This window comes from Bradyrhizobium tropiciagri (assembly GCF_001189845.1).
Taxonomy (GTDB): domain Bacteria; phylum Pseudomonadota; class Alphaproteobacteria; order Rhizobiales; family Xanthobacteraceae; genus Bradyrhizobium; species Bradyrhizobium tropiciagri.
Genome location: NZ_LFLZ01000032.1, coordinates 26,869 through 48,740 on the forward strand (window position 1 = coordinate 26,869; position 21,872 = coordinate 48,740).

Sequence of the window (21,872 nt, forward strand, 5' to 3'; positions counted from 1 at the left end):
CCGTAATTTTACGGGAGATCACGTCGTGAAAATGTGCCGTTTCGAGTAAGTGAATCCAGCCTCACTCGGCGTCCCAATTCCGACATTGAAAATTTCGATTCGCGTCATTGCCGCGTCTCATTATCGCACCGGATGCTCACGCGAAGATGATCTGCGCCCGATCCGCCGATCGGCGCACGCGGCCTCGATTGGGGTTTTGTGTACCGCGCTGGTCCCCCTCTCGAGGCCGCACTCCTTTTTCCGCCATCCGGTCTGCACGCCGCAGACCTGGAGTTCGGACGGCCGGTCATCCTTTGACGCGCTCACGGCCCCGCGTCTACCCCGATAGAGTCCGGGGTAATTGCAGTTTCGCGTCTCTGGGGCGCGCTCCCGGCGGTCAGCGAGGTCGCTGCGCGGATTGTAGGGATTTCGCTCCCGCCACGTCTGCATCAATGCCTCAAGCTCGGCATCGTTCCCGTCGGGAAGGATGATGCGGGTCGTGACATACAGATCGCCGACAGCGCCCGCCTTCGACAGCCCCTTGCCCTTGAGGCGGAAGGTGCGGCCGCTGGAGGTGTTCTTCGGGATCGACAGCTCGACCGCGCTGCCGAGCGTCGGCACGCGGACCTTGCCGCCCAGCACCGCCTCGTAGAGGGTCACCGGCAGGTCGATCCGCAGATCGTTGCCGTCGACCTTGAAGAACGGATGCGGAGCGATCGAGATCGTGATCAGGAGATCGCCGGGCGGGTGGCCTTGCGCGGTGTCGCCCTGCCCCTTCAGCCGGATCTGCTGGCCTGCGGTGACGCCGGGCGGAATCTTGACGTTGAGCTCACGGCCGGTCGGCAGGCGGACGCGCTTGTCGCCGCCCCTGACCGATTCCTCCAGCGACACCGTCATGGCGACCGAAAGATCGAGGTCGACGCCGACCCCGCCGCCGTCAAATTCAAACGGGCTGGCTCGCCCCGTGCGGCCGCCAGCGCTGCCACGCGCGGCGTTGCCGAACATGCTGTTGAGGATGTCCTCGAAGCTGCCGCCGCCCATGCCGCCGCCACCGGGGCCGCCACGGAAGCTGTACTCGAAGCCGCCGCCCGGACCGGCACGGCCGCCGGCACCGCCGCCAGGGAAACCCTGGAAGCGCGGCTTGCCCTCGGCATCGATCTCGCCGCGGTCGAACTGCTTGCGCTTGTCCTCGTCGCCGACGATCTCGTTGGCCGTGTTGATCTCCGCAAAGCGGGCCGCCGCCTTCGGGTCATTATTGTTGTTGTCTGGGTGATGCTTCTTGGCGAGCTTGCGATAGGCGCTCTTGATCGTCGCAGCGCTGGCGCTCCGCTGCACCCCCAAGACCTCATAGGGGTCGCGCATCCGTCACGTCTCCTTCACGGGAAAATCAGTCCTGGCCGGGAACCCGTCCGGGCCCACTTTACCTTCATGTGGGGGCTCAGTGGCATTTTTGCAACTAGGCCGGTACCGGCTTCTGCCGGAACTCTCAGGACTTTCTCCAAGGCTTCAAACTATGGATTTCCCACCGCCCCTGTCCAGCCTTGCAGGCGGCTCCCTGCAGCCAGCTCTCGGTGGCTCCATTGACATAGCTGGCGAGGAAATCCCGGCACGTCTTACCGTCCTCGCCCGAATAGGCCTGGGCCAGCGGCGTCACCGAGCCGCGCGCGCCGGTCTCGGGATTTTCCCAGGGCTGGCTGGAATCCTTGTCGCCCTTGGTCAGCACGTCGGAGGCCGCGTTGCGGGCAAAGGCGAGATCGCTGTCGGTCGGCATGACGGCACTGACCTGGGTCGGACCGATCGAGCCCGTCACATCCTTGTCGTCCATCTTGGCGAAGGCATCGCTGCGCGACAAGCTGCAGCCGCTGGCGCCGACGCCGATCAGGATCAATGTCACCACCGCGCCCGCGGGGTGGATCGCCGATAGGCCAACGCGCCCCCATGCCCTATATAGGGCTAGAAACGCGCTCTCGGACGCGGGCGAACGCAAATCGGGACTCCTGACATGACCGACACGACCTCCATCAAACACCCGACACCGTTAACATCGGGTGATTTCACCGCGGCGGAGGAGCCGTTCGCCCTGTTCGCGGAATGGTTTGCGGAGGCGGTCAAGTCCGAGCCGAACGATCCGAACGCGATGGCGCTTGCGACCGTCGATGCCGACGGGCTGCCCGACGTGCGGATGGTGCTGATGAAGGGCTTCGATGCCGACGGCTTCGTGTTCTACAGCCACATTGCGAGCGCCAAGGGCCGCGAATTGGCCGCAAATCCTAAGGCCGCTTTACTGTTTCACTGGAAATCGCTGCGCCGCCAGGTGCGCATCCGCGGGCTGGTGACGCCGGTCGCCGATGCCGAGGCCGACGCCTATTTCGCCACGCGGCCGAAGCAGGCGCAGATCGGCGCCTGGGCCAGCAAGCAATCGCAGCCGCTCGAGAGCCGCTTCGCTTTCGAGCAGGCGATCGCCAAGGTCGGCGCGAAGTATGTCATCGGCGAGGTGCCGCGGCCGCCGGGCTGGAGCGGCTGGCGGATCACGCCGCAGCGCTTCGAGTTCTGGCACGACCGGCCGTTCCGCCTGCACGACCGCATCGAATTCCGCCGCGATGACGCCGGTCACGCATGGTCGAAGGTGCGGCTCTATCCCTGAAAACCCGCGACTGTCATGGAAGGGCGAAAGCGCGAAGCGCGTCTTCGTGTAAGATGACCCGGCCATCGACGTCCCGATCCCCTCTTCGTTCGAAGACGTCGATGCCCGGCACGGTGCCGCGCATGGCGAAAACGAAAGAAACCGTCGATGACCCGCCCATCCAATGCACCGCGGCGCACGCTGCTCCTGACCGGCGCGAGCCGCGGCATCGGCCATGCTACCGCGATCCGGTTCTCATCCGCAGGCTGGCGCGTCATCACCCTCTCGCGGCATGCGTTTCCAGAGGTCTGCCCCTGGGGCGCCGGACCCGAAGATCACATCGAGGTCGACCTCGGCAGCCATGACGACACCGTGCGCGCGATCTCAGAGATCCGGCAGCGGCTCGATAACGATGAACTGCATGCGCTGGTCAACAATGCCGCGATCTCGCCGAAGGCCGTGGGCGGCGGCCGGCTCGGCACCATGGACACCGACATCGAGACCTGGACCCATGTTTTCCACGTCAACTTCTTCGCGCCGATCATGATCGCGCGCGGGCTGATCGAGGAATTGAAGCATGCCAAGGGCGCGGTGGTGAACGTCACCTCGATCGCCGGATCGCGCGTGCATCCGTTTGCCGGCGCGGCCTATGCGACGTCGAAGGCGGCGCTTGCGGCGCTGACGCGCGAGATGGCATCGGACTTCGGCCGCGTCGGCGTTCGCGTCAACGCGATCGCCCCGGGTGAGATCGATACCTCGATCCTGTCGCCGGGCACCGAGAAGATCGTCGACCAGCAGATCCCGATGCATCGCCTCGGCACCCCGGACGAGGTCGCCAAGATCATCTACGTGCTATGCACGGAAACCAGCTCGTACGTGAACGGCGCCGAGATCCACATCAATGGTGGCCAGCACGTCTGAGCTTTGGCTTGGATGTTCGGGGGAGAGAGCTTCGAGGCGATCCCGGCCGCCGCCGCGGCCGTAGTGCAGGGATTGCTTCGATCGCAGGCGTAACGACGCAGACGAGGCTTCTGCCTCCAGAAGGCCTCAGCCTTTAGTCCGCATAGAACCGACGCGACTTCTTCTCAGTCCGCCGCAGCGCGACGTCATTCAGCGCGCTGGAGCAGTCGTCTTCGTCCTCGCCATCAAGCAGCGCAGCGTCACAGTAACGGCAAAGTCTCGGCGAGATCGCCTGCACCTTGCCTGCTGCGCGGTCCTGTTGATAGCGCGCAAAGTCGATGACGTTACGCCGTGGCGTTATGATCTTCTCAACCATTGCTGTCCTCCGGCTTCGAGGCAGGCGTTATCGCAGACAAGTTTCGCCCAAACGTTCAGCGCAACGCTCAAATTTTAGGAGAGGAAATAAGGCAGAAAACACGTCCCAAAACGCGACGTATGGAACTGCCTTACAGCCACTTTTTCCACTTGAAGATCCAGTAGGGAACGATCGCCGCGACCAGCATCAGTACCAGTGCGTATGGATAGCCGTGGGCCCACTCGAGTTCCGGCATGATCTTGAAATTCATGCCGTAGATCGAGGCAATCAGCGTCGGCGGCATCAAGACCACCGCCATCACCGAGAACAGCTTGATGATGTTGTTCTGTTCCAGATTGACCACGCCGAGCATGGCGTCGAGCACGAAGGTGATCTTGTTGGAGAGATAGGAGGCGTGGTCGGTCAGGGACGCGACGTCACGCTGCATGGTCTTGAGCTGCTCCCGCATGTCCTTGGACCATTTCACACCTTCCACGATCGCCGAGAGGAAGGTGACGAGGCGGCCGATCGAGACCAGGCTTTCGCGCACCTTCGAGGTCAGGTCGCCCTTGCGGCCGATCGCGATCAGGATCTGCGAATATTGCTTGGCGTGGCCGTGACGCTCGCTCTCCGGCTCGAAGATGTCGTGGGAGACCTGGTCGATGTCGGCCCCGCAGCGCTCCAGGAGGTCGGCGCAACGGTCGATCACGGCATCCAGCAGTTCCATCAGCACCTGCTCGCCGGTGATGCTGGGAGAGCAGGCGCGGGCCAGCTTGTTCTCGACCAGCGCAAACGGCTTCGGCAGGTCGTAGCGCACCGTCACCAGCCGATGGCTGGTCAGGATGAAGGTGACCGCCGTGGTGCGCGGCATGTCGGTGTCAGACTGGCACATCAGCGTCGCGGTCATGTAGCGGGCGCTGTTCTCGATGTAGAGGCGGCTCGAGATTTCGATCTCCTGCATGTCCTCCCGGGTCGGAACCGCGATCCCGGCGAGCTTCTCGACGGCCCGATCCTCCTCGACGGTCGGGTTCACCAGGTCGACCCAGACCGCGCCCTCCGGCAGCGCGCCGAGGTCGGTGGCGGCCGCCTTCTTGAGCGAAAAATCGGAGGGAACGAACACCGACAGCATCACGAACTCCACAAAACAGGGCTGGCAGGACCCGCCGACTTAGCGCGATTCTGGCTGGCGCTTCATGACCGGGGCATTAACCGGGCGTCCATATTTGTGGCAGCCGGGTGGCAGTGATGGAGGTCCGACTCCGACGACCGTTGCCTGTTTGCACAAAAAATCGACCCACGCCAGAACAGTTGCGGCAAAAAAGCCACAGATCACGTCCCGCGATGCGGGAAAGCCATCTAAAGTCTGGGAAGAATGGCGGCTTTCAGGCAATAATGCCCCTCATGGAATCGTGGCGTTTGGGGCGTAATGTTGGCGCTTTCGGGCGCGGGTTTTCGATTGGAATGTAATCATGTCGTCGCTCAAAGTTACCCTCGGGATCCTGACCGCGGGCCTGATGTTGTCGGGCTGCATGCAGGCCACGACCTACGAGGCAACCAATACCGCTGCCTTCAAGCCGCGTGACAAGGAACTCCTGGCCAAGACCACCTACGTCAAGACGCCGGTCGCTGAACCGTTCCGCCGCGCCATCGTCGAGTATCACCGCAAGGAAGCCCCCGGCTCCATCGTGGTCGATTCCGACAACCATTACCTCTATTACGTGCTGAACGACGGCAAGGCGATCCGCTACGGCATCACCGTCGGCGAAGAAGCGATGGCCTGGTCCGGCATTGCCAAGGTCGGCAGCATGACCGAATGGCCGGCATGGCACCCGACCCCCGGCGAGATCTCGCGCCTCGGCGTTCCGACCTTCGTGGCGCCCGGTCCGGACAATCCGATGGGCTCGCGCGCGATGTATCTCTACTCGGGCGGCAAGGACACGCTGTTCCGCATCCACGGCACCAACCAGCCGGAATACATCGGCTCGTCGATCTCCTCGGGCTGCATCCGCATGACCAACGAGGACGTCATCGACCTCTACAACCGGGTCAAGCTCGGCACCATCGTCGTGGTGCTCGAGCCGAAGCACGGCGATTCGCCCTACAAGCCGCAGATGGCGCTGCAGGGTGCCGGCGGCACCACCTACTGATCCCAATCACATCGCAATCGCGATCAAAGGCGCCGGCTTTGCCGGCGCTTTTTTGTTGGCTGCGGCTTGGTCTCGGGCGCGCGGCTGGGTGCGGCCGCCGCATCATCTGATTGCGCCGCATCCGGCTCATCGGCCTTGCCGTGGTCGGCCTTGGTGGCGTCCGGCCTGGATGCATCCGATTTCGCGGCGACCTCGCGCGGCGGCGCCTCGTCCGGGCGCTCGGCCGGCAACAGCGGCGCGACCTGTGGCAGCGGATCGTACACGTTCCACTGGCAGATCCGGTAGTTGCTGCGGCGCTCCGCGAGGTCGAGATGGATGTGGTCCTCATGGTACCAGTCCGAGCCCGGACCGAGCACGGTGGAGAAACGGGCGCAGACCGAATGCAGCACGGTCTCGCGAAGATCGCGCGGCACGCTGCGGTCAGTCAGCGAGATCGACTTGCCGTTGGCGAGGCCGAAGGCGCGCACGTCGAGCGCATTGGCGCGGCCATGCTCGGAGAGCTGCGCGCCGACAACGCGGTTGCGGCCGCGGCACTCGAACGAGTCGAAATTGTCGAGATTGCTGATCCCGCCCCCGAGGCGCTGCGCCAGCGGCGCGATATCGGTGCGGACCCAGTCGGCAACCGCGCTTGCCATCTTGCAGCGGAGGATCGCCGCGGGCTTGACCGCGACCTTGCGCTGGTCCGGCAGCACGATGGCCTCGAGCCGGACCAGATCCTCGCCGCCGCAGCCCCCGGCGCCGTGAATGTCGGGAATGCTCGGCGCGATCGCGATCTCCTCGGTGAGTGCCAGCCGGCAGGCCGACAGCTGCGGCTTGGCTGGCTCGGCCGGCTTGGCCGCTTCGGCAGGCTTGGCCGCCTCGCTGGGCCTGGCAGCCTCGGCAGGCGCGGCTGGAGGCTGCGTCTCGGCCGCCGGCGGCTCGGCTGCGGCAGGCGCATTAGCTGCCGCGGGCGCGTCAGCGGGGCGCGGCTTCGGCAGCGGCACCGCTGAACGGCGGACCACCTTGTGCGCCCTGTGCGGCCGGGTGCCGAACAGATCGTCCCACGGAAAGGTGGGCGCGCCGCGGGCGGCCTGCGCGGGCTGCGCTTGCGTGCCAAGGGAAAGCGAAAGGCAAAGCAGCGCAGCCGCGGCGGTAACCATTGCCGCGCCCCCGCGGCGAAACGCGCCATCAGGCCATTTTCGGCTTGCTTTCTCCGCGCTACAGTTCATGTCAGTTCCATGATTTTACTGTCGGCCGTCCAAGATGCCGGCAGATCATGCGTGAGGATCGAGGAGGGATTTGCGTATGCTTGGTTTGATGCAAGATTGGCCCTTGCTGTGCCACAAGATTATTGAGCACGCCGCCAAATATCACGGCACGCAGGAAGTCGTGACACGGTCGGTCGAAGGCCCGATTCATCGCACCAACTACGCCGAAATCCATGCCCGCGCGCTGAAGGTCTCGCAGAGCCTTGAACGCGACGGCATCAAGCTCGGCGACCGCGTCGCCACCATCGCCTGGAACACCTGGCGCCACCTCGAGGTCTGGTACGGCATCATGGGGATCGGCGCGATCTGCCATACGGTCAATCCGCGCCTGTTTCCGGAGCAGATCGCCTGGATCGTCAACCACGCCCAGGACCGCATCGTCATCACCGACCTCACCTTCGTTCCGGTGCTGGAGAAGATCGCAAGCCAGCTGCCGAGCGTCGAGCGCTACGTCGTGCTGACCGACAAGGCGCACATGCCGCAGACCACGCTGAAGAACGCGGTCGCCTATGAGGACTGGATCGCGGCATCCGACGGCAAGTTCGAGTGGAAGACCTTCGACGAAAACACCGCAGCTGCGATGTGCTACACCTCCGGCACGACGGGCGATCCCAAGGGTGTACTTTATTCGCACCGGTCCAACGTGTTGCACGCGCTGATGGCCAACTCGAAGGACGCGCTCGGCACCTCCGCCTCGGACACAATGCTTCCGGTGGTCCCCTTGTTCCATGCCAACAGCTGGGGCATCGCCTTCTCCGCCCCGTCGATGGGCACCAAGCTCGTGATGCCGGGCCCGAAGCTCGACGGCGCCTCGGTGTACGAGCTGCTGTCGACCGAGAGGGTCACCCATACCGCCGGCGTCCCCACGGTGTGGCTGATGCTGCTGCAATACATGGCCGCCAACAATTTCAAGCTGCCGGATCTGCAGATGGTCATTTGCGGCGGCTCGGCGATGCCGCGCTCGATGATCAAGGCCTTCCTCGACATGGGCAGCCAGGTGCGCCACGCTTGGGGCATGACCGAGATGAGCCCGCTCGGCACGCTGGCCACGCTGAAGCCGCCGTTCACCGATCGCAGCGGCGAGGAGCGGCTCGACATCCTGCAGACCCAGGGCTATCCGCCGTTCGGCGTCGAGATGAAGATCACCGACGATGCCGGCAAGGAGCTGCCGTGGGACGGCAAGACCTTCGGCCGCCTCAAGGTCTCGGGTCCCGCGATCGCCAAGGCCTATTTCCGGGTCGATGCCAACATCCTCGATGATGCCGGCTTCTTCGACACCGGCGACGTCTCGACAATGGACGAGCACGGCTACATGCGGATCACCGACCGCTCCAAGGACGTGATCAAGTCCGGCGGCGAATGGATCTCCTCGATCGATCTCGAGAACCTCGCGGTCGGCCACCCCGCAGTCGCGGAGGCCGCCGTGATCGGCGTCCATCATCCCAAATGGGACGAGCGGCCGCTCTTGATCGTGCAGCTCAAGCAGGGCCAGAGCGCCACGCGCGAGGACATCCTGAAGTTCATGGACGGCAAGATCGCCAAATGGTGGATGCCCGACGACGTCGCCTTCGTCGAGGGCATTCCGCACACCGCGACCGGCAAGATCCTGAAGACGGCGCTGCGCGACCAGTTCAAGGACTACACCTTCCCGACCGCCGCGGCGTAGGCGAGCTATCATCCTCCCCTGGAGGGGGAGGATCGGTTCGCATGAAGCGCAGCGGAATGCGAACCGAGGTGGGGTGAAAGTCCGTCCATTGAGGCAGTGTCCGTGCTGAGGGATCACCCCACCCCGCCGCTCATTTCATTCGCGTCGACCCTCCCCCTCCAGGGTAGGGTGAATAGCACCGCCCAAATCCCTTGAATTCGCCGCAGGACCGTGGTCTCACACGGTCATTGGCGGCGGCTGAGGTCGCCGGGGATATCAACCGGCAGATTTTTCGACGATGGCGCGCAGGTTTTCCGCTCCCTACCAGCAGGAGCCCGTGTCCGGTCTCGCCACCTGGTCGCGCAACCTCGCCATCTTTTCCGTCGTCGCGGTGGTGGTCTCGATCCTCATCGTCCGGTTCGGGTTCCTGGAGGTCAAACCGGCGCTCGCGACCTTCTTCGGCGCGCTGGGCCTTGCCGGCCTGTCGATCCTGCTCGGCCTCGCCGCCTTCGCCGCGATCTGGCAGAACGGCACCCGCGGCATGGGCCGGATCCTGCTCGCGTTCCTGATCGACGCCGCGATCCTCGCTTACCCGGCCTACCTGACCTACCAGTACCGCAAGCTGCCGCGGATCTACGACGTCACCACCGACGCGATCGACCCGCCGAAGTTCGAGGCGCTGGCACGGCTGCGCACCGGCGAAGGCACCAACCCGGCCGCCTATGCCGGCCTCTATTCCGCCGAGAAGCAGCGCGCCGCCTATCCCGATATCGAAACCGTCGAACTGGAAGCCCCGGTCGACCGTGCCTATGAGATGACGCTGCGGCTGGTGAACCGGCGCAAATGGCTGGTCATCGACGCCCGCGCGCCGCAGCCGCCGCGCCGGATCGGCCGCATCGAGGCGGTGGCACGCACGCCGATCATGGGCTTCCGCGAGGACGTCTCGATCCGGGTCACGCCCGACGACGAGGATTCGCGCGTCGATATCCGCTCCGCCTCGCGCTATTTCGACACCGATCTCGGCAGCAACGCCGCACGGGTCAAGAAGCTGATCGAGGACCTCAACACTGCGGCCGACAACGAAAACGCCAAGCCGGCGAAGAAGGCGGCCCCCGCGGCGCCGAAGGCGCCGCCGGCGAAGACGGTGAAGAAGTGACGCACTAGCGTCATTCCGGGGCTCGCGAAGCGAGAACCCGGAATCCATCGAGCCTCAGAGTTCGCGGTTCGATGGATTCCGGGCTCGTGCTTCGCACGCCCCGGAATGACGGCCGATCACACCATCCGGTACGTGCCGCCGATCACCGGATCGCCATCCGTCGCGACAACGCCGCGCGCGACCAGATCCTCCAGATGCGCCAGCACGGAATAACCGGCGGCGTTGGCGAGGCGCGGATCGAGCCCGATATAGATCGCCCGCACCATGGTCGGGATGTCGGCCTCGCCCTTGCCGAGACGGTGCAGGATCGACGCCTCGCGCGCCCGGCGATGCCGCGCCAGGAAGCGGACAAAGCGTGGGCCTTCGGGAATCTCCGGGCCATGGCCGGAGAAGTAGATCTGCTCGGGGCGCTGCTCCAACCGCTCCAGCGAGGCCATGTAGTCGATCATCGAACCGTCGGGCGGCGCCACGATCGAGGTCGACCAGCCCATCACATGGTCACCGACGAAATTGATGCTGCGCTCGGCCCAGGCGAACGCCAGATGGTTGGCGGTGTGGCCGGGGGTGGCGACCGCCTCCAGCGCGAAGCCCGCGCCCTCGATGACGTCGCCGTGCTTGACCTCGATGTCGGGCCGGAAATCGCGGTCGGCGCCGGATTCCGGATTGTGCTTCTCGCTCTCGAAGCGCGGCCGCGAGGCGCGGTGCGGCCCCTCGGCATAAACCGGCGCGCCGGTCGCGGCCTTGATCCGCGGCGTGTTCGGCGAATGGTCGCGATGGGTATGGGTGACCAGGATGTGGGTCACGGTCTCGCCCTTGACCGCATCGAGCAGCGCTTTCGCATGCGCCTCGTCGTCGGGTCCGGGATCGATGATCGCGACCTTGCCCTCGCCCACGATGTAGCTGACCGTGCCGGTGAAGGTGAACGGGCTCGGATTGTTGCAGAGGACGCGGCGCACGCCGGGGCGGACCTGCTCGACCACGCCGGGCTTCAGCGGAAAGTCGCGGTTGAACGGGATGTCGTCGTTGTCGGCCATGGGATCCGATTCCTTGTGAGCCGTCATCCTGAGGTGCGAGCTCTTGCGAGCCTCGAAGGATGTCGGGCACGAGCCGGGCCGTTCATCCTTCGAGGCGCGCCAAAGAAGGCGCGCACCTCAGGATGACGGAGGCAAGAGCTTACGAGAACGCCTGGATGCCGGTGATGGCGCGGCCGAGGATCAGCGCGTGGACGTCGTGCGTGCCCTCATAGGTGTTCACCGTCTCGAGGTTCGCGGCGTGGCGCATCACGTGATACTCGATCTGGATGCCGTTGCCGCCGTGCATGTCGCGCGCCATGCGGGCGATGTCGAGCGACTTGCCGCAATTGTTGCGCTTGACGATCGAGATCATCTCCGGCGCCATCTTGCCCTCGTCCATCAGGCGGCCGACGCGCAGGCTCGCCTGCAGCCCGAGCGCGATCTCGGTCTCCATGTCGGCGAGTTTCTTCTGCACCAGCTGGGTGGCGGCGAGCGGCCGGTTGAACTGCTTGCGGTCGAGCGTGTACTGGCGCGCACGGTGCATGCAGTCCTCGGCGGCGCCGAGCGCGCCCCAGGAGATGCCGTAGCGGGCGCGGTTGAGGCAGCCGAACGGGCCCTTGAGGCCGGAGACGTTGGGCAGCAGCGCGCTTTCCGGCACCACCACGTTGTCGAGCACGATCTCGCCGGTGATCGAGGCACGCAAGCTGAGCTTGCCGCCGACCTTCGGCGCCGACAGGCCCTTCATGCCCTTCTCGAGGATGAAGCCGCGGATCTGGTTGTCGTGCGCGGCGGACTTCGCCCACACCACGAACACGTCGGCGATCGGCGCGTTCGAGATCCACATCTTGGCGCCGTTGAGCCTGTAGCCATCGGCGACCTTCTCGGCGCGGGTCTTCATGCCGCCGGGATCGGAACCGGCATCCGGCTCGGTCAGGCCGAAGCAGCCGACCCATTCTCCGGTCGCGAGCTTGGGCAGATACTTCTTGCGCTGGTCTTCGTCGCCATAGGCGTAGATCGGATACATCACCAGCGACGACTGCACCGAGTTCATCGAGCGATAGCCGGAATCGACGCGCTCGATCTCGCGTGCGACGAGACCATAGGCCACGTAGCTCGCATTGGCGCAGCCATATTCCTCGGGCAGCGTCACGCCGATCAGGCCGAGCTCGCCCATCTCGTTGAAGATCTCGCGATCGGTCTTCTCTTCCAGATAGGCCTTGGTGACCCGCGGCAGCAGTTTGTCCTGCGCATAGGCCCGCGCAGTGTCGCGGATCAGGCGCTCGTCTTCGGTGAGCTGGTCGTCGAGCAGGAACGGATCATCCCACTGGAAGCTGGCGGCAGCCGGCTTGTCCTTGGCCTGGGGGCGCACGCTCATGAAACATCCTTTCGCATCGTCACTCGGAAATTGGCGGATAAATTAAAGCGCTATGCTGCGAAGCGCAATTGGTGATCCTCTCACTGTCATTCCGGGATGGTGCGCAAGCACCAGACCCGAAATCTCGAGATTCTCGGTGCGCAAGTGCGCACCTGAGGGTTCGATGCTGCGCATCGCCCCGGAATGACAGTACTAACCGTCGAACTTTTCGTTCGACACGATCTCGATGCCGAAACCGGATAACCCCTTGTAGTCGTGCACCGACGACGTCAGATGCCGGATCGAGGTGATGCCGAGATCGCGCAGGATCTGGGCGCCGACGCCGACCTCGCGCCATTGCTTGTTGCGGTCGGCCTCTGCCGTCTTCTGCTCGCTGACGGGCTGGACCGGAACACCGGCGGCACCGTCGCGCAGATATACCAGCACGCCGCGGCCGGCATCCTTGAAGTGCCGCAGCACGGCTTCCATCCGCGCCGGCCCGGTGAACAGGTCTTTCACGATGTTGGGCTTGTGCAGCCGGGTCAGCACGTCCCGGCCATCGCCGATGCCGTTGTAGACGAAGGCGGCATGCATGATCTCGTCGAACGGCGAGCGATAGGCATAGCCCTGCAAGGGGCCGATCGGGCTTTCGGTGGTGAAGGTCGCGACCCGCTCGATCAGCTTCTCGCGCGCCTGGCGATAGGCGATCATATCAGCGATCGTGACATGCTTGAGCTTGTGGGCGGCGGCGAACTTCGCGACTTGCTCGCCCTTCATCACGGTTCCATCGTCGTTCATCAGCTCGCTGATGACGCCGACCGGCGGCAGGCCGGAGAGGCGGCACAGATCGACCGCGGCCTCGGTATGGCCGGAGCGCAAGAGCACGCCACCGTCGCGCGCGATCAGCGGAAAGATGTGGCCCGGGCGCGCAAAATCATTGGAGCCGGCGTTCGGATTGGCGAGCGCGCGGCAGCAGGAGGCGCGTTCCTCGGCGGAAATGCCGGTGCCGCCATCGGGCTTGTAGTCGATCGAAACGGTGAAGGCCGTGGTGTGGTTGGATTCGTTATGCGCCACCATCGGGTCGAGCCGCAGCCGGCGGGCGTCCTCGGTGGTGATCGGCGCACAGACGATGCCGGAGGTATGGCGGATGATGAAGGCCATCTTCTCCGCCGTGCAGAACGACGCCGCGACGATCAAATCGCCCTCGCCTTCCCGATCGTCATCATCGGTGACGACGACGAGTTCACCCTTCGCAAAGGCTTGCAGCACTTCCTGGATCGTATCGGCCATTGTCCTGACATCTCGCTTTATGCAGGCAGTGGATTAGCCGGGTTCCGATGTCAGCGCCAGTATCATTATGCAACCCGCCATGCGTCCGGCAGGCATACCAGGACCGGGGACGGCCTTCGTTTCCTGTTTGATTTCTTGTTTGAACTTGAACCCGCCGGAAGACCGATGCCCACTTTTCCGGATCATGCTGAGTAGCCCCGGATGGAGCGAAGCGCAATCCGGGGGTGTTTCCGCGTGCGTGGTCCCGGATTTCGCTTCTCTCCATGGCTGCGCAATCGCGCAAGCGAAGGCGCGCCTGACGGTGCAATCGCGCAAGTGGATGTACCCCTTAAGGCAGCACCTCGCGCCGGTCGCTGAGTTGGGCGTCCAGCTCGGCCCGCTTGTCGTCGAGCAGGCCGGCGTCGGCGGCCTCGATCACCGAATAGAGCTCGGCGGCGTCGCTGAGCCGGGTCACCGTCACATAGTCGGCGCCGGCCGCGTAGAGATCGTCGACGCCGGTCAACAGGTCCGCGGTGGCGACGATCCGCGCGGTCGGATTGAGGGCGCGGACGTGGCGCACCAGCTTCTCATTGTCGGCGCCGACCAGGAGGAAATCCGGCACGCTCAGGATGATGATCTCGGCCTTGCCGATGCCGGCGTGCACCAGCGTATCGACATTGCTGATGTCGCCGTAAATCACATGCATGCCGCGGTCGGACAGCGTGCGGAACACCAGCGGGTTGAAGTCGATGACGCTGATCTGCTCGAGCAGCGACTGGTTCTGCCGCTCGATCTGGCTGATCAGCGCGCTCGCCGCGCGGAAAAAGCCGAGGATCACGATACGCCTGATCTCACCATGGCCGCCCTCCTGCCCGGCCTCTCCGCGGCCCTCGCCCACATGGTCGAGATCGCGCAGCCCGATCCGCTTGAGCGGCCCGATCAGGCCGCGCACGATCTGGTCGCTGCGGCCCATCGCGAAGGTCGAGAGCACCGCCAGCACCACGAAGGCGAACGAGGCCGCGCTGGCGGTTTCGGTGCCGATATGGTTGGCGGCAACGCCGGTCTGGATCACCACCAGCGAGAACTCGGAAATCTGCGCCAGATTGATCGCCGGCAGCAGGCTGGCGCGCAGGCCCTGCTTCATCAGATAGAGCGGCGTGAACGTCGTGACCAGGCGGCTCACCACCGTGAAGGCCGCGATGACCAGCGCCAGCCAGATCACCTGCAAGCCCGGGATCGGGATCGTCATGCCGAGCGCGACGAAGAACAGCGTGATGAAGAAATCCCTGAGCGTCGTGACCTTGGCGGTGACGTCGAGCGCGTAGGGAAAGGTCGAGATCGACACGCCGGCGACCAGCGAGCCCATCTCGCGCGACAGATGCAGCCGTTCGGCGATCTCGCCGATCAGGAAGCACCAGGCGAGCGCGCCGAGCAGCACGAGCTCGGGCCGCCGCGCGATCTGGTGGAACAGCCGCGGCAGCACGTAGCGGCTCAGCACCAGCGCGGTCGCGACCAGCACCGCGACGCGAGCGATCGACAGCAGCACGACGCCGATCTGCAGATTGTCCAGGCTCGGCTGCACCGCCAGGAACAGGATCGCGAAGATGTCCTGCAGCACCAGCACGCCGAGCGTGATGCGGCCCGGCAGCGTATCCAGCTCGCGCTTCTCGTACAGCACCTTGACGATGATGACGGTCGAGGACAGCGCGCAGGCGACGCAGAGATAGATCGCATCGAACTTGCCGCCGCCGACCGCAAGCCCGATCCCGGCAAAGAACGCCACGCCGATCAGGCAGCCGCCGATCAGCTCGCCGGCGCCGGCGAACAGGATGACCTTGCCGGCGCGGATGATCTTCTTGAGGTCGATTTCCAGCCCGATCATGAACAGCATGAAGATCAGGCCGAGCTCGGAGATGACGCTGATCGATTCCTGGGACTTGACCCAGCCCATGCCGAATGGACCAATGAAAAAGCCGGCGATAAGGTAGGCCAGTATCAGCGGTTGCCGGGAGAAATGGGCGAGCAGCCCAATCCCCCAGGCAAGCAGGATACAGAGCGTGATATCGGGAATCAGTTCATGCATGCGTCAAAGACTTCCTGTTGCCGCAACCTAGAGGGCCGGGCGTGAGGATCAACCGAGCAATGTGTCACATCCGCGCAGGTGGCATTTTTCTGGCAGTTTTGCTCTGCCTGCTCACCGGGAGAGTGACCGAGGCGCTAGCACAATCCTCGGCAAGTATTGAACAAAATTTCGCGAACTCGCTGACCGCGGTGCCATCGGAAGGTCTCACCGCCTCCGGTGCATTCTACGTGCCGGTGTATTCCAGCGTGTCGATGAGCCAGGGCAAGCTCAGGGCCGATTTCTCGGTGACGCTCAGCGTGCACAACGCCTCCGAAACCAGGCCCCTGGTGCTGAAGCGGATCGCCTATTTCGACACATCAGGCAAGATGGTGGAGAGCTACCTCAAATCGCCGATCGCGCTAAAACCGTTCGCGACCGTCGAGGTCGCGATCGCCACGACCGATACCCGCGGCGGCACCGGCGCGAATTTCGTGGTCGATTGGGCGGCCGCAGGCGAAATCGCGGAACCAGCGGTCGAGGCCTTGATGGTCGGCAGCGTCGGCGCCGGGCACTATGCCTTCATCAGCCAGGGTCGCCCGATCCGGCTGACCGGCAAGAATTGAATTGAACTGACTTCACGGAAGGCCGCTTCCCGCGGGCCTTCTCAACGACAACAACACGGAGCGAAACGTCCATGTCCACCTCAGCCCAGTTCGACTTTGCACCTTTGCTTCCGGCCGGCCTGCCCGCGCCGGCCGCGCGCTGGACCGGGCTTGCCAAATACAGCTTCGTCGGCGGCAACAACGATCCCGACCAGGTCCCGGTCGACGGGCTGCTGGAAGCGGTCAACGCCGTGCTGAAGCGCGAGGGCAGGAATCTGGCGACCTACAATCTCGCGCACGGGCCGCAGGGCTATCTGCCGCTGCGCCAGTTCCTGACCGGGAAGCTGAAGCGCGATGCCGGGATCGCCTGCACGCCCGACGAGATCATGATCGTCTCCGGCTCGCTGCAAGCGCTCGACCTGGTCAATCAGACGCTGCTCGCCAGGGGCGACACCGTACTGATCGAGCAGGAGACCTATCAGGGCTCGCTGAATCGGCTGACACGGCTCGGCGTCAAGGCGGTCGGCATTCCTCTCGATGGCGACGGCATCAGGATCGATGCGCTGGCCGCAGCGCTCGCCGATCACAAGCGGCGCGGCATCACGCCGAAATACATCTACACCATCCCGACCGTGCAGAACCCGACCGGCTCGATCCTTCCCGAGGGCCGCCGCGCCGAGATGCTCAAGCTGTCCAAGGAATACGGCGTGCCGATCTTCGAGGATGATTGCTACGCCGACCTGATCTGGAACGGTGAGCGGCCGCCTGCGATCTATGCCATGAGCCAGCATGGCGGCGTGATCCACATCGGCTCGTTCTCGAAGTCGATCGCGCCGGCGCTGCGGGTCGGCTTCATCGTCGCACCGTGGGCGATCATGTCGCGGATGCTGCCGCTGAAGACCGACGCCGGCTCCGGCGCGCTGGAGCAGATGGTGCTCGCGGAATACTGCGCGCCGCATTTTTCGACCCATGTGCCACGGCTGACAAAAGGCCTGCGCGCCAAGCTCGACACGCTGATGGAAGCGCTGAACGAGCAGTTCGGCACCGCGGCCGAGTTCGAGGCGCCGAAAGGCGGGATCTTCCTCTGGGTCAAGCTGCCCGACAATGTCGACACGCTGAAGCTCTACCAGGCGGCGCTGGCCGCCGGCGTCTCGATCAATCCGGGACCGGAATGGTCGACCAGCAAGGCCCATTCCGGCAGCCGGCTCCGTCTCTGCTTCGCCAGTCCCTCGCACGACCAGATCCGCGAGGGCGTCGCCGTGCTGGCCGAGGTCTGCCGCAAGGAGTTCGGCGTGCCCGCGCGCAGCAGCAATGTGGAGAAGCGCGGCTAGCGCTCCCCGCTCGGCAAGATGGATTGCTTTGTCGCTACGCTCCTCGCAATGACGGCCAGCTATCTCGTCATTGCGAGCGAAGCGAAGCAATCCATCTCTCCACTTGCCCCTCACCGCACCGAAAATGGCGCCTGATAGGGCCGGCCGAACGGCACGCCGTTGACCACGGTCTGCACCGGCTTCAGCTGCAGATTGCCGTCGCGCTTGTTGTTGCGGGTGTCGACGAAGGTGACCGGGCCCTCGACCAGGTCCATGATCGCGACGTCGGCGGGCACGCCGCGCTGCAATGTGCCGATCTTCGGGGTGCGGTTGATGATCCGCGCCGGCACCGAGGTCGCCATCGCGACGACCTGATCCAGCGAGGAGCCCATCGCCAGGAACTTGCTCATCACGTTCGGCAGGAACGGGATGCCGGGCGAATTGCCCGAGAAGACGTGGATGTCGGAGGAGATCGTGTCGGGCGTGCAGCCCGCAGGGATCGCGATCTCCGCCACGGTGAAATCGAAACTGCCGCCGCCATGGCCGACGTCGAACAGCACGCCGCGCTGCTTGGCCGCGAGCGCGGCCGGCAACAGCTTGCCGTCCTGCACGATGTTGGTAAAGGCGCCCGACATGTTCGGCGCGCCGGAGTAGGCGTGGGTGAGGATATCGCCCGGGCGCAGCAGATTGAGGATGTCGGACATCAACTCCTTGGTCTCGACGCCGCCGATATGCACCATCATCCGCGCCGGCCAGCCGCACATCTCGCAGGCCTGGATGCCGCGCTTCAGCGGCTCGATGCCATGCTTGAAGATGACGTTCTCCGACATTCGCACCTTGACCCCGATCAGGAAGTCCGGGTTCTCGGCGAGCGCCATCGCGCAGGCTTCGACCTGGGCGTTGTCGATGTTGTAGAGCTCGGCCACCGGGAAAGCCGACAGGCCGTTATTGGCGATGTGGACGAAGGCGTAGATCCGCGCCCGCGACTGCGCCACGATGAAGCGCCGCAGCGCCGCGAGATTGTTGACGCCGGCATCGCCCGCCGAAACCACCGTCGTGGTGCCCTGGAATTGCACCAGCTCGTCGGCGGGAATGCCGATCGCCGAACCATAGGGGTAGACATGGCAGTGCAGATCCACGAGGCCCGGCATCACCAGCTTGCCCGACGCGTCGATGGTCTTGCTGGCACGCGCAGCCGGGATCTCGTCCTCGATCGCTTCGATGAAGCCCCAGCGGATGCCGATGTCGCGCTTGCCGCGCAGCGACTGGCTGGGATCGATCACGTCGCCGCTCTTGATCACGAGGTCGAACTTGTCGTCCGGCCCCATCGCCGCAGCGGCCGGCCCTGCGATGACGCTCGCGGCGGCGGATCCCGTAGCTTTCAAAAAATCCCGGCGTGAAAATCCACTCACGGCAACGTCCCCCCGAACATTGATTTTTATGGCGCGATGATGCGTCGGACGCGGTGGTTACGCAAGACCACCTGAACAACCGTTCAGAAAACTCCGCCGGTTCCTGAGGAACGTTTCGATGACTGCACGGTTTTCCCCTCGCATCATTTGAGGAGGATGAAATGAAAAAGATTGGTTTTGTTCTTGCGGCGATTGGTACGCTTGCAGTGGCCGTTCCGTCGATCGCGAGCGCCGAGACCGTCGTGATCAAGCGCGGCCATCACCATCACTGGGATCGTGGTTGGGGCGCGCGCGCCGAGATGCGCCATGACCGTGGTTGGCATCGCGGCTGGCATCATGACCATGACCGCACGGTCGTGATCCGGCGCGATCGCTACTAAGGAATCGAGACCGAAGACCTGCAAACACGAAAAGACCGACACAACGGAAAATGGCTCCTCGCGGAGCCATTTTCTTTTTCAACATTCGTATCGGATGGTCGACGGCTCAATCCCACGCCGGAGCAAAGCCCGGATTGACGCAGCGCATATCCTTGCGCAGCGCGGCGATCGCCTTGCGGTCGTCGTCGTCGAGCCTGACCTTCAGCGCGTCGAGATTGGCCTGTTGGCTTTCGGCGCGTGAGGCTTTCGGGATCGCCGCAACGCCGTCCTGATCGAGCAGCCATTTCAGCGCCACCTGCGCCGCGGTCGCATCATGCTTGCGGCCGATCTTCGCCAGCGTTTCGTCGGTCGCGAAACGTCCCTGCGCCAGCGGACAATAGGCCACCAGCGGGATCGATTTCGCGGCGAGATATTTCCGCACCGGCGTCTGGTCCAGCATCGCGTGATATTCGATCTGGTTACAGGCAATCGGCGCCTTGATGTCCTCGACCACGGTCCTGAGCAGCGCGGTGGTGAAATTGGCGACCCCGATCGCGCGGGTGCGGCCCTCTTCCTTCAGCTGCATCACTGTCTCGAACACGGCCGGCAGCTTCATGCTCCGCGACGGCCAGTGCACCAGATAGAGATCGACGTGATCGAGCCGCTGCTTGTTCAGGCTCGCGTCGAACGCCTTGCGGATCGCATCCGGCGCCAGGTTCTCGTGCCAGACCTTGGTGGTCACATGCAGGTCCTTGCGCGCGACCTTCGCCGCCGCGATCGCCTCTCCGATCGCCTCTTCGTTGCCGTACATCTCGGCGGTGTCGATGTGCCGGTAACCGAGCCCAAGCGCGCTCTCGACCGCCGCACGGCAGGTATCGCCCTGCATGCGGAAGGTGCCGAGGCCGAGCTGCGGCAGGCTGATGCCCTGTGTTTGCAGATTTTCCATGGATAGCTCCTGACGCGTGGGACGCCGATGAAATCGACGACGTCACGCCAGCAAATCGCTTTGTGGGAATGAAATTGGCAGAACTGCCGGTGCGTAGTCTGCCCGCAAACCGGCCCTGCGGGCAAGGCGCCCGGCAATCAAGATGTCGCGACGGAATTACAGGGATCCAGGGCGCGGGTTCATTGGCACGCAGCCAAATACGGATGGATGCGAGCTTGACGAATGCGATCAGCAAGATTTGGACGATCGGCATTTCCGAGATGCCGTTACCGGACATGCTGCGGCATGCCAAAAATCAACGCAAATGGGCCCATAGCTGACACCGACCACTTGGCGTAGGATTGCGCGATCCACGTCAAGCATTCCCTCAAGGTCGGTTTCACACTCCTGTCATTTTTCCTGAGCAGCAGAAGCGCAACATCGATCGCCTTCCATCACCACAAAAAGAATCGGAGCACCAGGCAATGCGTTCGATCCGTTCTTTAATCAATTGGGCTCTCACGATCGTCGTTTTGTATTTCATGTGTTTCAACCTGCAAGCCAACGCCGCGCCACGCTGGCCGTTGCCGGAGGGTATAAAGTCGGCAGAGGTCAATGGTTACGACATGGCGTATCAGGAGGCGGGCTCTGGCCCAATCATCGTCTTGGTGCACGGGTCGCTGGCCGACTACAGAATCTGGAACGCCCTCGTTCCGGCTTTTGCCAAACGCTTTCACGTTATCGCCGTCTCCTTGCGTCACTATTATCCCGAGAAGTGGGACGGTAGCGGCAACGATTTTCCTTTGAACAACACGCAGACGACGTCGTGGCGCTGATCAAGAAATTGAATCTTGGACAGGTGCATCTGCTCGGCCATTCGAGAGGAGGTGGGGTCGCCTTGACCGTGGCCAAAACCCATCCGGAGGTCATCAAGACATTGATCCTTGCTGACTCGGTCGGTTTGGAGGCGCTGCTCCCCGACACGCCCGAGGCTCAAAAGACTGCGCAGGTGACCCAAGAGCGCATCGATACGCTTCGTAAGAATCTTGCCGCAGGCAATGTTGAGCTTGCTGCGCAGGTCTTTGTCGACTCGCTCAGCGGGCCGGGGGCTTGGGCTACGCGAACCCCCGCACAATGAGAGCGGTTGTTTGACAATTTAGGTACCGCGGCGCAGCTGGGCGTGGCCCCTGCAACGAGCTGCGAGCAAGTAGCAAAATTCAATTTCCCAATTCTGATCCTGCACGGGGAGAAGAGTCCGAAGAACTTTTATGCCATGTCGGCGGCCATGCGAGACTGCAAACCAATAGCCGAGCCGATTGTTGTACCCAACGCCGCGCATATCATGTTTATCGATAATGCTCCCGTCTTCAATGCGGCAGTGTTCGGCTTCCTGTCTCATGACTGACTGAGGGGTTGAAAACCACTCGACGCATCCGAAGATGCATGGAGCGCAAATATGCGCTCCTGGCCGATCGCGTCGTTTCGCTGTTTTGCAACAATATACCGGCTACCGG

The 21,872-nt window shown here is 63.9% G+C and carries 22 protein-coding genes and 1 pseudogene; 12 read left to right on the forward strand and 11 right to left on the reverse strand.

What is annotated here, in order from left to right; genetic code table 11:
• Nucleotides 1–381 precede the first annotated feature (381 nt).
• Together AKN84_RS24040 and AKN84_RS24045 are read right to left on the reverse strand one after the other, a co-directional pair.
• Nucleotides 382–1,341 (reverse strand): annotated as a pseudogene (locus tag AKN84_RS24040) (DnaJ C-terminal domain-containing protein); the annotation flags it as partial.
• Between the two features lie 124 nt (nt 1,342–1,465).
• Nucleotides 1,466–1,876, reverse strand: a complete 411-nt coding sequence (locus AKN84_RS24045) for an RT0821/Lpp0805 family surface protein (RefSeq protein ID WP_244485461.1) — start codon at nt 1,874–1,876, stop codon at nt 1,466–1,468.
• Nucleotides 1,877–1,981: 105 nt separating this feature from the next.
• On the opposite strand from AKN84_RS24045, the gene pdxH reads away from it, so the two are divergent.
• Both pdxH and AKN84_RS24055 read left to right on the forward strand, forming a co-directional pair.
• The gene (pdxH, locus tag AKN84_RS24050) at nt 1,982–2,623 is read left to right on the forward strand and encodes a pyridoxamine 5'-phosphate oxidase (RefSeq protein WP_050423073.1); all 642 of its coding nucleotides are present in this window, start codon (nt 1,982–1,984) and stop codon (nt 2,621–2,623) included.
• Nucleotides 2,624–2,770: 147 nt separating this feature from the next.
• Complete coding sequence (locus AKN84_RS24055) at nt 2,771–3,523, forward strand: SDR family NAD(P)-dependent oxidoreductase (RefSeq protein ID WP_050423074.1); 753 nt, start codon at nt 2,771–2,773, stop codon at nt 3,521–3,523.
• A gap of 133 nt (nt 3,524–3,656) precedes the next feature.
• On the opposite strand, the gene AKN84_RS24060 is transcribed toward AKN84_RS24055, so the two are convergent.
• Nucleotides 3,657–3,878, reverse strand: a complete 222-nt coding sequence (locus AKN84_RS24060; protein ID WP_050423076.1) for a hypothetical protein — start codon at nt 3,876–3,878, stop codon at nt 3,657–3,659.
• Between the two features lie 130 nt (nt 3,879–4,008).
• A complete protein-coding gene (locus AKN84_RS24065; protein WP_050423128.1) occupies nt 4,009–4,986 on the reverse strand; it encodes a magnesium transporter CorA family protein in 978 nt (325 codons plus the stop codon).
• A gap of 340 nt (nt 4,987–5,326) precedes the next feature.
• Between AKN84_RS24065 and AKN84_RS24070 the strand changes: the two genes are divergently transcribed.
• Nucleotides 5,327–6,004, forward strand: coding sequence for a L,D-transpeptidase (locus AKN84_RS24070; protein WP_050423077.1), 678 nt, complete (start codon nt 5,327–5,329; stop codon nt 6,002–6,004).
• Nucleotides 6,005–6,027: 23 nt separating this feature from the next.
• Here AKN84_RS24070 and AKN84_RS24075 read toward each other — a convergent pair whose 3' ends face one another.
• Nucleotides 6,028–7,212 (reverse strand): extensin family protein, encoded by a 1,185-nt coding sequence (locus AKN84_RS24075; protein ID WP_050423078.1) that lies wholly within the window; start codon nt 7,210–7,212, stop codon nt 6,028–6,030.
• A 76-nt stretch (nt 7,213–7,288) separates the two neighbouring features.
• Here AKN84_RS24075 and AKN84_RS24080 point away from each other — a divergent pair, with 76 nt between their 5' ends.
• Together AKN84_RS24080 and AKN84_RS24085 are read left to right on the forward strand one after the other, a co-directional pair.
• Complete coding sequence (locus AKN84_RS24080) at nt 7,289–8,917, forward strand: fatty-acid--CoA ligase (RefSeq protein ID WP_050423079.1); 1,629 nt, start codon at nt 7,289–7,291, stop codon at nt 8,915–8,917.
• A gap of 277 nt (nt 8,918–9,194) precedes the next feature.
• Nucleotides 9,195–10,052 (forward strand): DUF1499 domain-containing protein, encoded by an 858-nt coding sequence (locus AKN84_RS24085; protein ID WP_050423080.1) that lies wholly within the window; start codon nt 9,195–9,197, stop codon nt 10,050–10,052.
• A 116-nt stretch (nt 10,053–10,168) separates the two neighbouring features.
• Here the strand turns inward: AKN84_RS24085 and AKN84_RS24090 are convergent, their stop codons facing one another.
• The 4 genes from AKN84_RS24090 to AKN84_RS24105 all read right to left on the reverse strand — a co-directional run bounded on the left by AKN84_RS24090 (nt 10,169) and on the right by AKN84_RS24105 (nt 15,771).
• Complete coding sequence (locus AKN84_RS24090; protein WP_050423129.1) at nt 10,169–11,086, reverse strand: MBL fold metallo-hydrolase; 918 nt, start codon at nt 11,084–11,086, stop codon at nt 10,169–10,171.
• A gap of 139 nt (nt 11,087–11,225) precedes the next feature.
• Complete coding sequence (locus AKN84_RS24095) at nt 11,226–12,440, reverse strand: acyl-CoA dehydrogenase (protein ID WP_050423081.1); 1,215 nt, start codon at nt 12,438–12,440, stop codon at nt 11,226–11,228.
• Between the two features lie 192 nt (nt 12,441–12,632).
• Nucleotides 12,633–13,709: a 3,4-dihydroxy-2-butanone-4-phosphate synthase gene (ribB, locus tag AKN84_RS24100; RefSeq protein ID WP_050423082.1), complete on the reverse strand. Its 1,077-nt coding sequence runs from the start codon at nt 13,707–13,709 to the stop codon at nt 12,633–12,635.
• A 328-nt stretch (nt 13,710–14,037) separates the two neighbouring features.
• The gene (locus AKN84_RS24105; RefSeq protein ID WP_050423083.1) at nt 14,038–15,771 is read right to left on the reverse strand and encodes a cation:proton antiporter; all 1,734 of its coding nucleotides are present in this window, start codon (nt 15,769–15,771) and stop codon (nt 14,038–14,040) included.
• Nucleotides 15,772–15,830: 59 nt separating this feature from the next.
• On the opposite strand from AKN84_RS24105, the gene AKN84_RS24110 reads away from it, so the two are divergent.
• Both AKN84_RS24110 and AKN84_RS24115 read left to right on the forward strand, forming a co-directional pair.
• Nucleotides 15,831–16,373 carry a DUF3124 domain-containing protein gene (locus tag AKN84_RS24110; RefSeq protein WP_050423084.1) on the forward strand — a complete coding sequence of 181 codons (543 nt, stop codon included), beginning with the start codon at nt 15,831–15,833 and terminating at the stop codon, nt 16,371–16,373.
• Nucleotides 16,374–16,444: 71 nt separating this feature from the next.
• Complete coding sequence (locus AKN84_RS24115; protein ID WP_050423085.1) at nt 16,445–17,683, forward strand: aminotransferase-like domain-containing protein; 1,239 nt, start codon at nt 16,445–16,447, stop codon at nt 17,681–17,683.
• Nucleotides 17,684–17,793: 110 nt separating this feature from the next.
• Here AKN84_RS24115 and AKN84_RS24120 read toward each other — a convergent pair whose 3' ends face one another.
• Nucleotides 17,794–19,074: an amidohydrolase family protein gene (locus tag AKN84_RS24120; RefSeq protein WP_050423086.1), complete on the reverse strand. Its 1,281-nt coding sequence runs from the start codon at nt 19,072–19,074 to the stop codon at nt 17,794–17,796.
• A gap of 161 nt (nt 19,075–19,235) precedes the next feature.
• On the opposite strand from AKN84_RS24120, the gene AKN84_RS24125 reads away from it, so the two are divergent.
• A complete protein-coding gene (locus tag AKN84_RS24125; RefSeq protein WP_050423087.1) occupies nt 19,236–19,454 on the forward strand; it encodes a hypothetical protein in 219 nt (72 codons plus the stop codon).
• 106 nt (nt 19,455–19,560) lie between these two features.
• Here AKN84_RS24125 and AKN84_RS24130 read toward each other — a convergent pair whose 3' ends face one another.
• Entirely contained in the window at nt 19,561–20,379 is an 819-nt protein-coding gene (locus AKN84_RS24130; RefSeq protein ID WP_050423088.1) for an aldo/keto reductase, read from the reverse strand.
• Between AKN84_RS24130 and AKN84_RS45940 the strand changes: the two genes are divergently transcribed.
• Genes AKN84_RS45940 through AKN84_RS24145 form a run of 4 tightly spaced genes read left to right on the forward strand, consistent with a single transcriptional unit; the run spans nt 20,361 to nt 21,763 of the window.
• Nucleotides 20,361–20,699 (forward strand): hypothetical protein, encoded by a 339-nt coding sequence (locus tag AKN84_RS45940; RefSeq protein ID WP_128971109.1) that lies wholly within the window; start codon nt 20,361–20,363, stop codon nt 20,697–20,699. The genes AKN84_RS24130 and AKN84_RS45940 overlap by 19 nt on opposite strands.
• A 21-nt stretch (nt 20,700–20,720) precedes the next feature.
• The gene (locus AKN84_RS24135; protein ID WP_128971110.1) at nt 20,721–21,194 is read left to right on the forward strand and encodes an alpha/beta fold hydrolase; all 474 of its coding nucleotides are present in this window, start codon (nt 20,721–20,723) and stop codon (nt 21,192–21,194) included.
• On the forward strand, nt 21,185–21,496 hold the full coding sequence (locus AKN84_RS24140) for an alpha/beta fold hydrolase (protein WP_050423090.1): 312 nt from the start codon (nt 21,185–21,187) through the stop codon (nt 21,494–21,496). The genes AKN84_RS24135 and AKN84_RS24140 overlap by 10 nt, the downstream gene beginning before the upstream one ends.
• 6 nt (nt 21,497–21,502) lie before the next feature.
• Complete coding sequence (locus tag AKN84_RS24145) at nt 21,503–21,763, forward strand: alpha/beta fold hydrolase (RefSeq protein ID WP_050423091.1); 261 nt, start codon at nt 21,503–21,505, stop codon at nt 21,761–21,763.
• The last annotated feature ends 109 nt before the right edge of the window (nt 21,764–21,872 follow it).

Bases quoted from the DNA above. Each gene is read 5' to 3' on its own strand.
- AKN84_RS24130 (WP_050423088.1), bottom strand. From the start codon at position 20,379: ATGGAAAATCTGCAAACACAGGGCATCAGCCTGCCGCAGCTCGGCCTC.
- AKN84_RS24125 (WP_050423087.1), top strand. From the start codon at position 19,236: ATGAAAAAGATTGGTTTTGTTCTTGCGGCGATTGGTACGCTTGCAGTG.
- AKN84_RS24075 (WP_050423078.1), bottom strand. From the start codon at position 7,212: ATGAACTGTAGCGCGGAGAAAGCAAGCCGAAAATGGCCTGATGGCGCG.
- AKN84_RS24065 (WP_050423128.1), bottom strand. From the start codon at position 4,986: ATGCTGTCGGTGTTCGTTCCCTCCGATTTTTCGCTCAAGAAGGCGGCC.
- pdxH (WP_050423073.1), top strand. From the start codon at position 1,982: ATGACCGACACGACCTCCATCAAACACCCGACACCGTTAACATCGGGT.
- AKN84_RS24080 (WP_050423079.1), top strand. From the start codon at position 7,289: ATGCTTGGTTTGATGCAAGATTGGCCCTTGCTGTGCCACAAGATTATT.
- AKN84_RS24070 (WP_050423077.1), top strand. From the start codon at position 5,327: ATGTCGTCGCTCAAAGTTACCCTCGGGATCCTGACCGCGGGCCTGATG.
- AKN84_RS24055 (WP_050423074.1), top strand. From the start codon at position 2,771: ATGACCCGCCCATCCAATGCACCGCGGCGCACGCTGCTCCTGACCGGC.
- AKN84_RS24115 (WP_050423085.1), top strand. From the start codon at position 16,445: ATGTCCACCTCAGCCCAGTTCGACTTTGCACCTTTGCTTCCGGCCGGC.
- AKN84_RS24085 (WP_050423080.1), top strand. From the start codon at position 9,195: ATGGCGCGCAGGTTTTCCGCTCCCTACCAGCAGGAGCCCGTGTCCGGT.
- AKN84_RS24105 (WP_050423083.1), bottom strand. From the start codon at position 15,771: ATGCATGAACTGATTCCCGATATCACGCTCTGTATCCTGCTTGCCTGG.
- AKN84_RS24060 (WP_050423076.1), bottom strand. From the start codon at position 3,878: ATGGTTGAGAAGATCATAACGCCACGGCGTAACGTCATCGACTTTGCG.
- AKN84_RS24090 (WP_050423129.1), bottom strand. From the start codon at position 11,086: ATGGCCGACAACGACGACATCCCGTTCAACCGCGACTTTCCGCTGAAG.
- AKN84_RS24095 (WP_050423081.1), bottom strand. From the start codon at position 12,440: ATGAGCGTGCGCCCCCAGGCCAAGGACAAGCCGGCTGCCGCCAGCTTC.
- ribB (WP_050423082.1), bottom strand. From the start codon at position 13,709: ATGGCCGATACGATCCAGGAAGTGCTGCAAGCCTTTGCGAAGGGTGAA.
- AKN84_RS24110 (WP_050423084.1), top strand. From the start codon at position 15,831: ATGTGTCACATCCGCGCAGGTGGCATTTTTCTGGCAGTTTTGCTCTGC.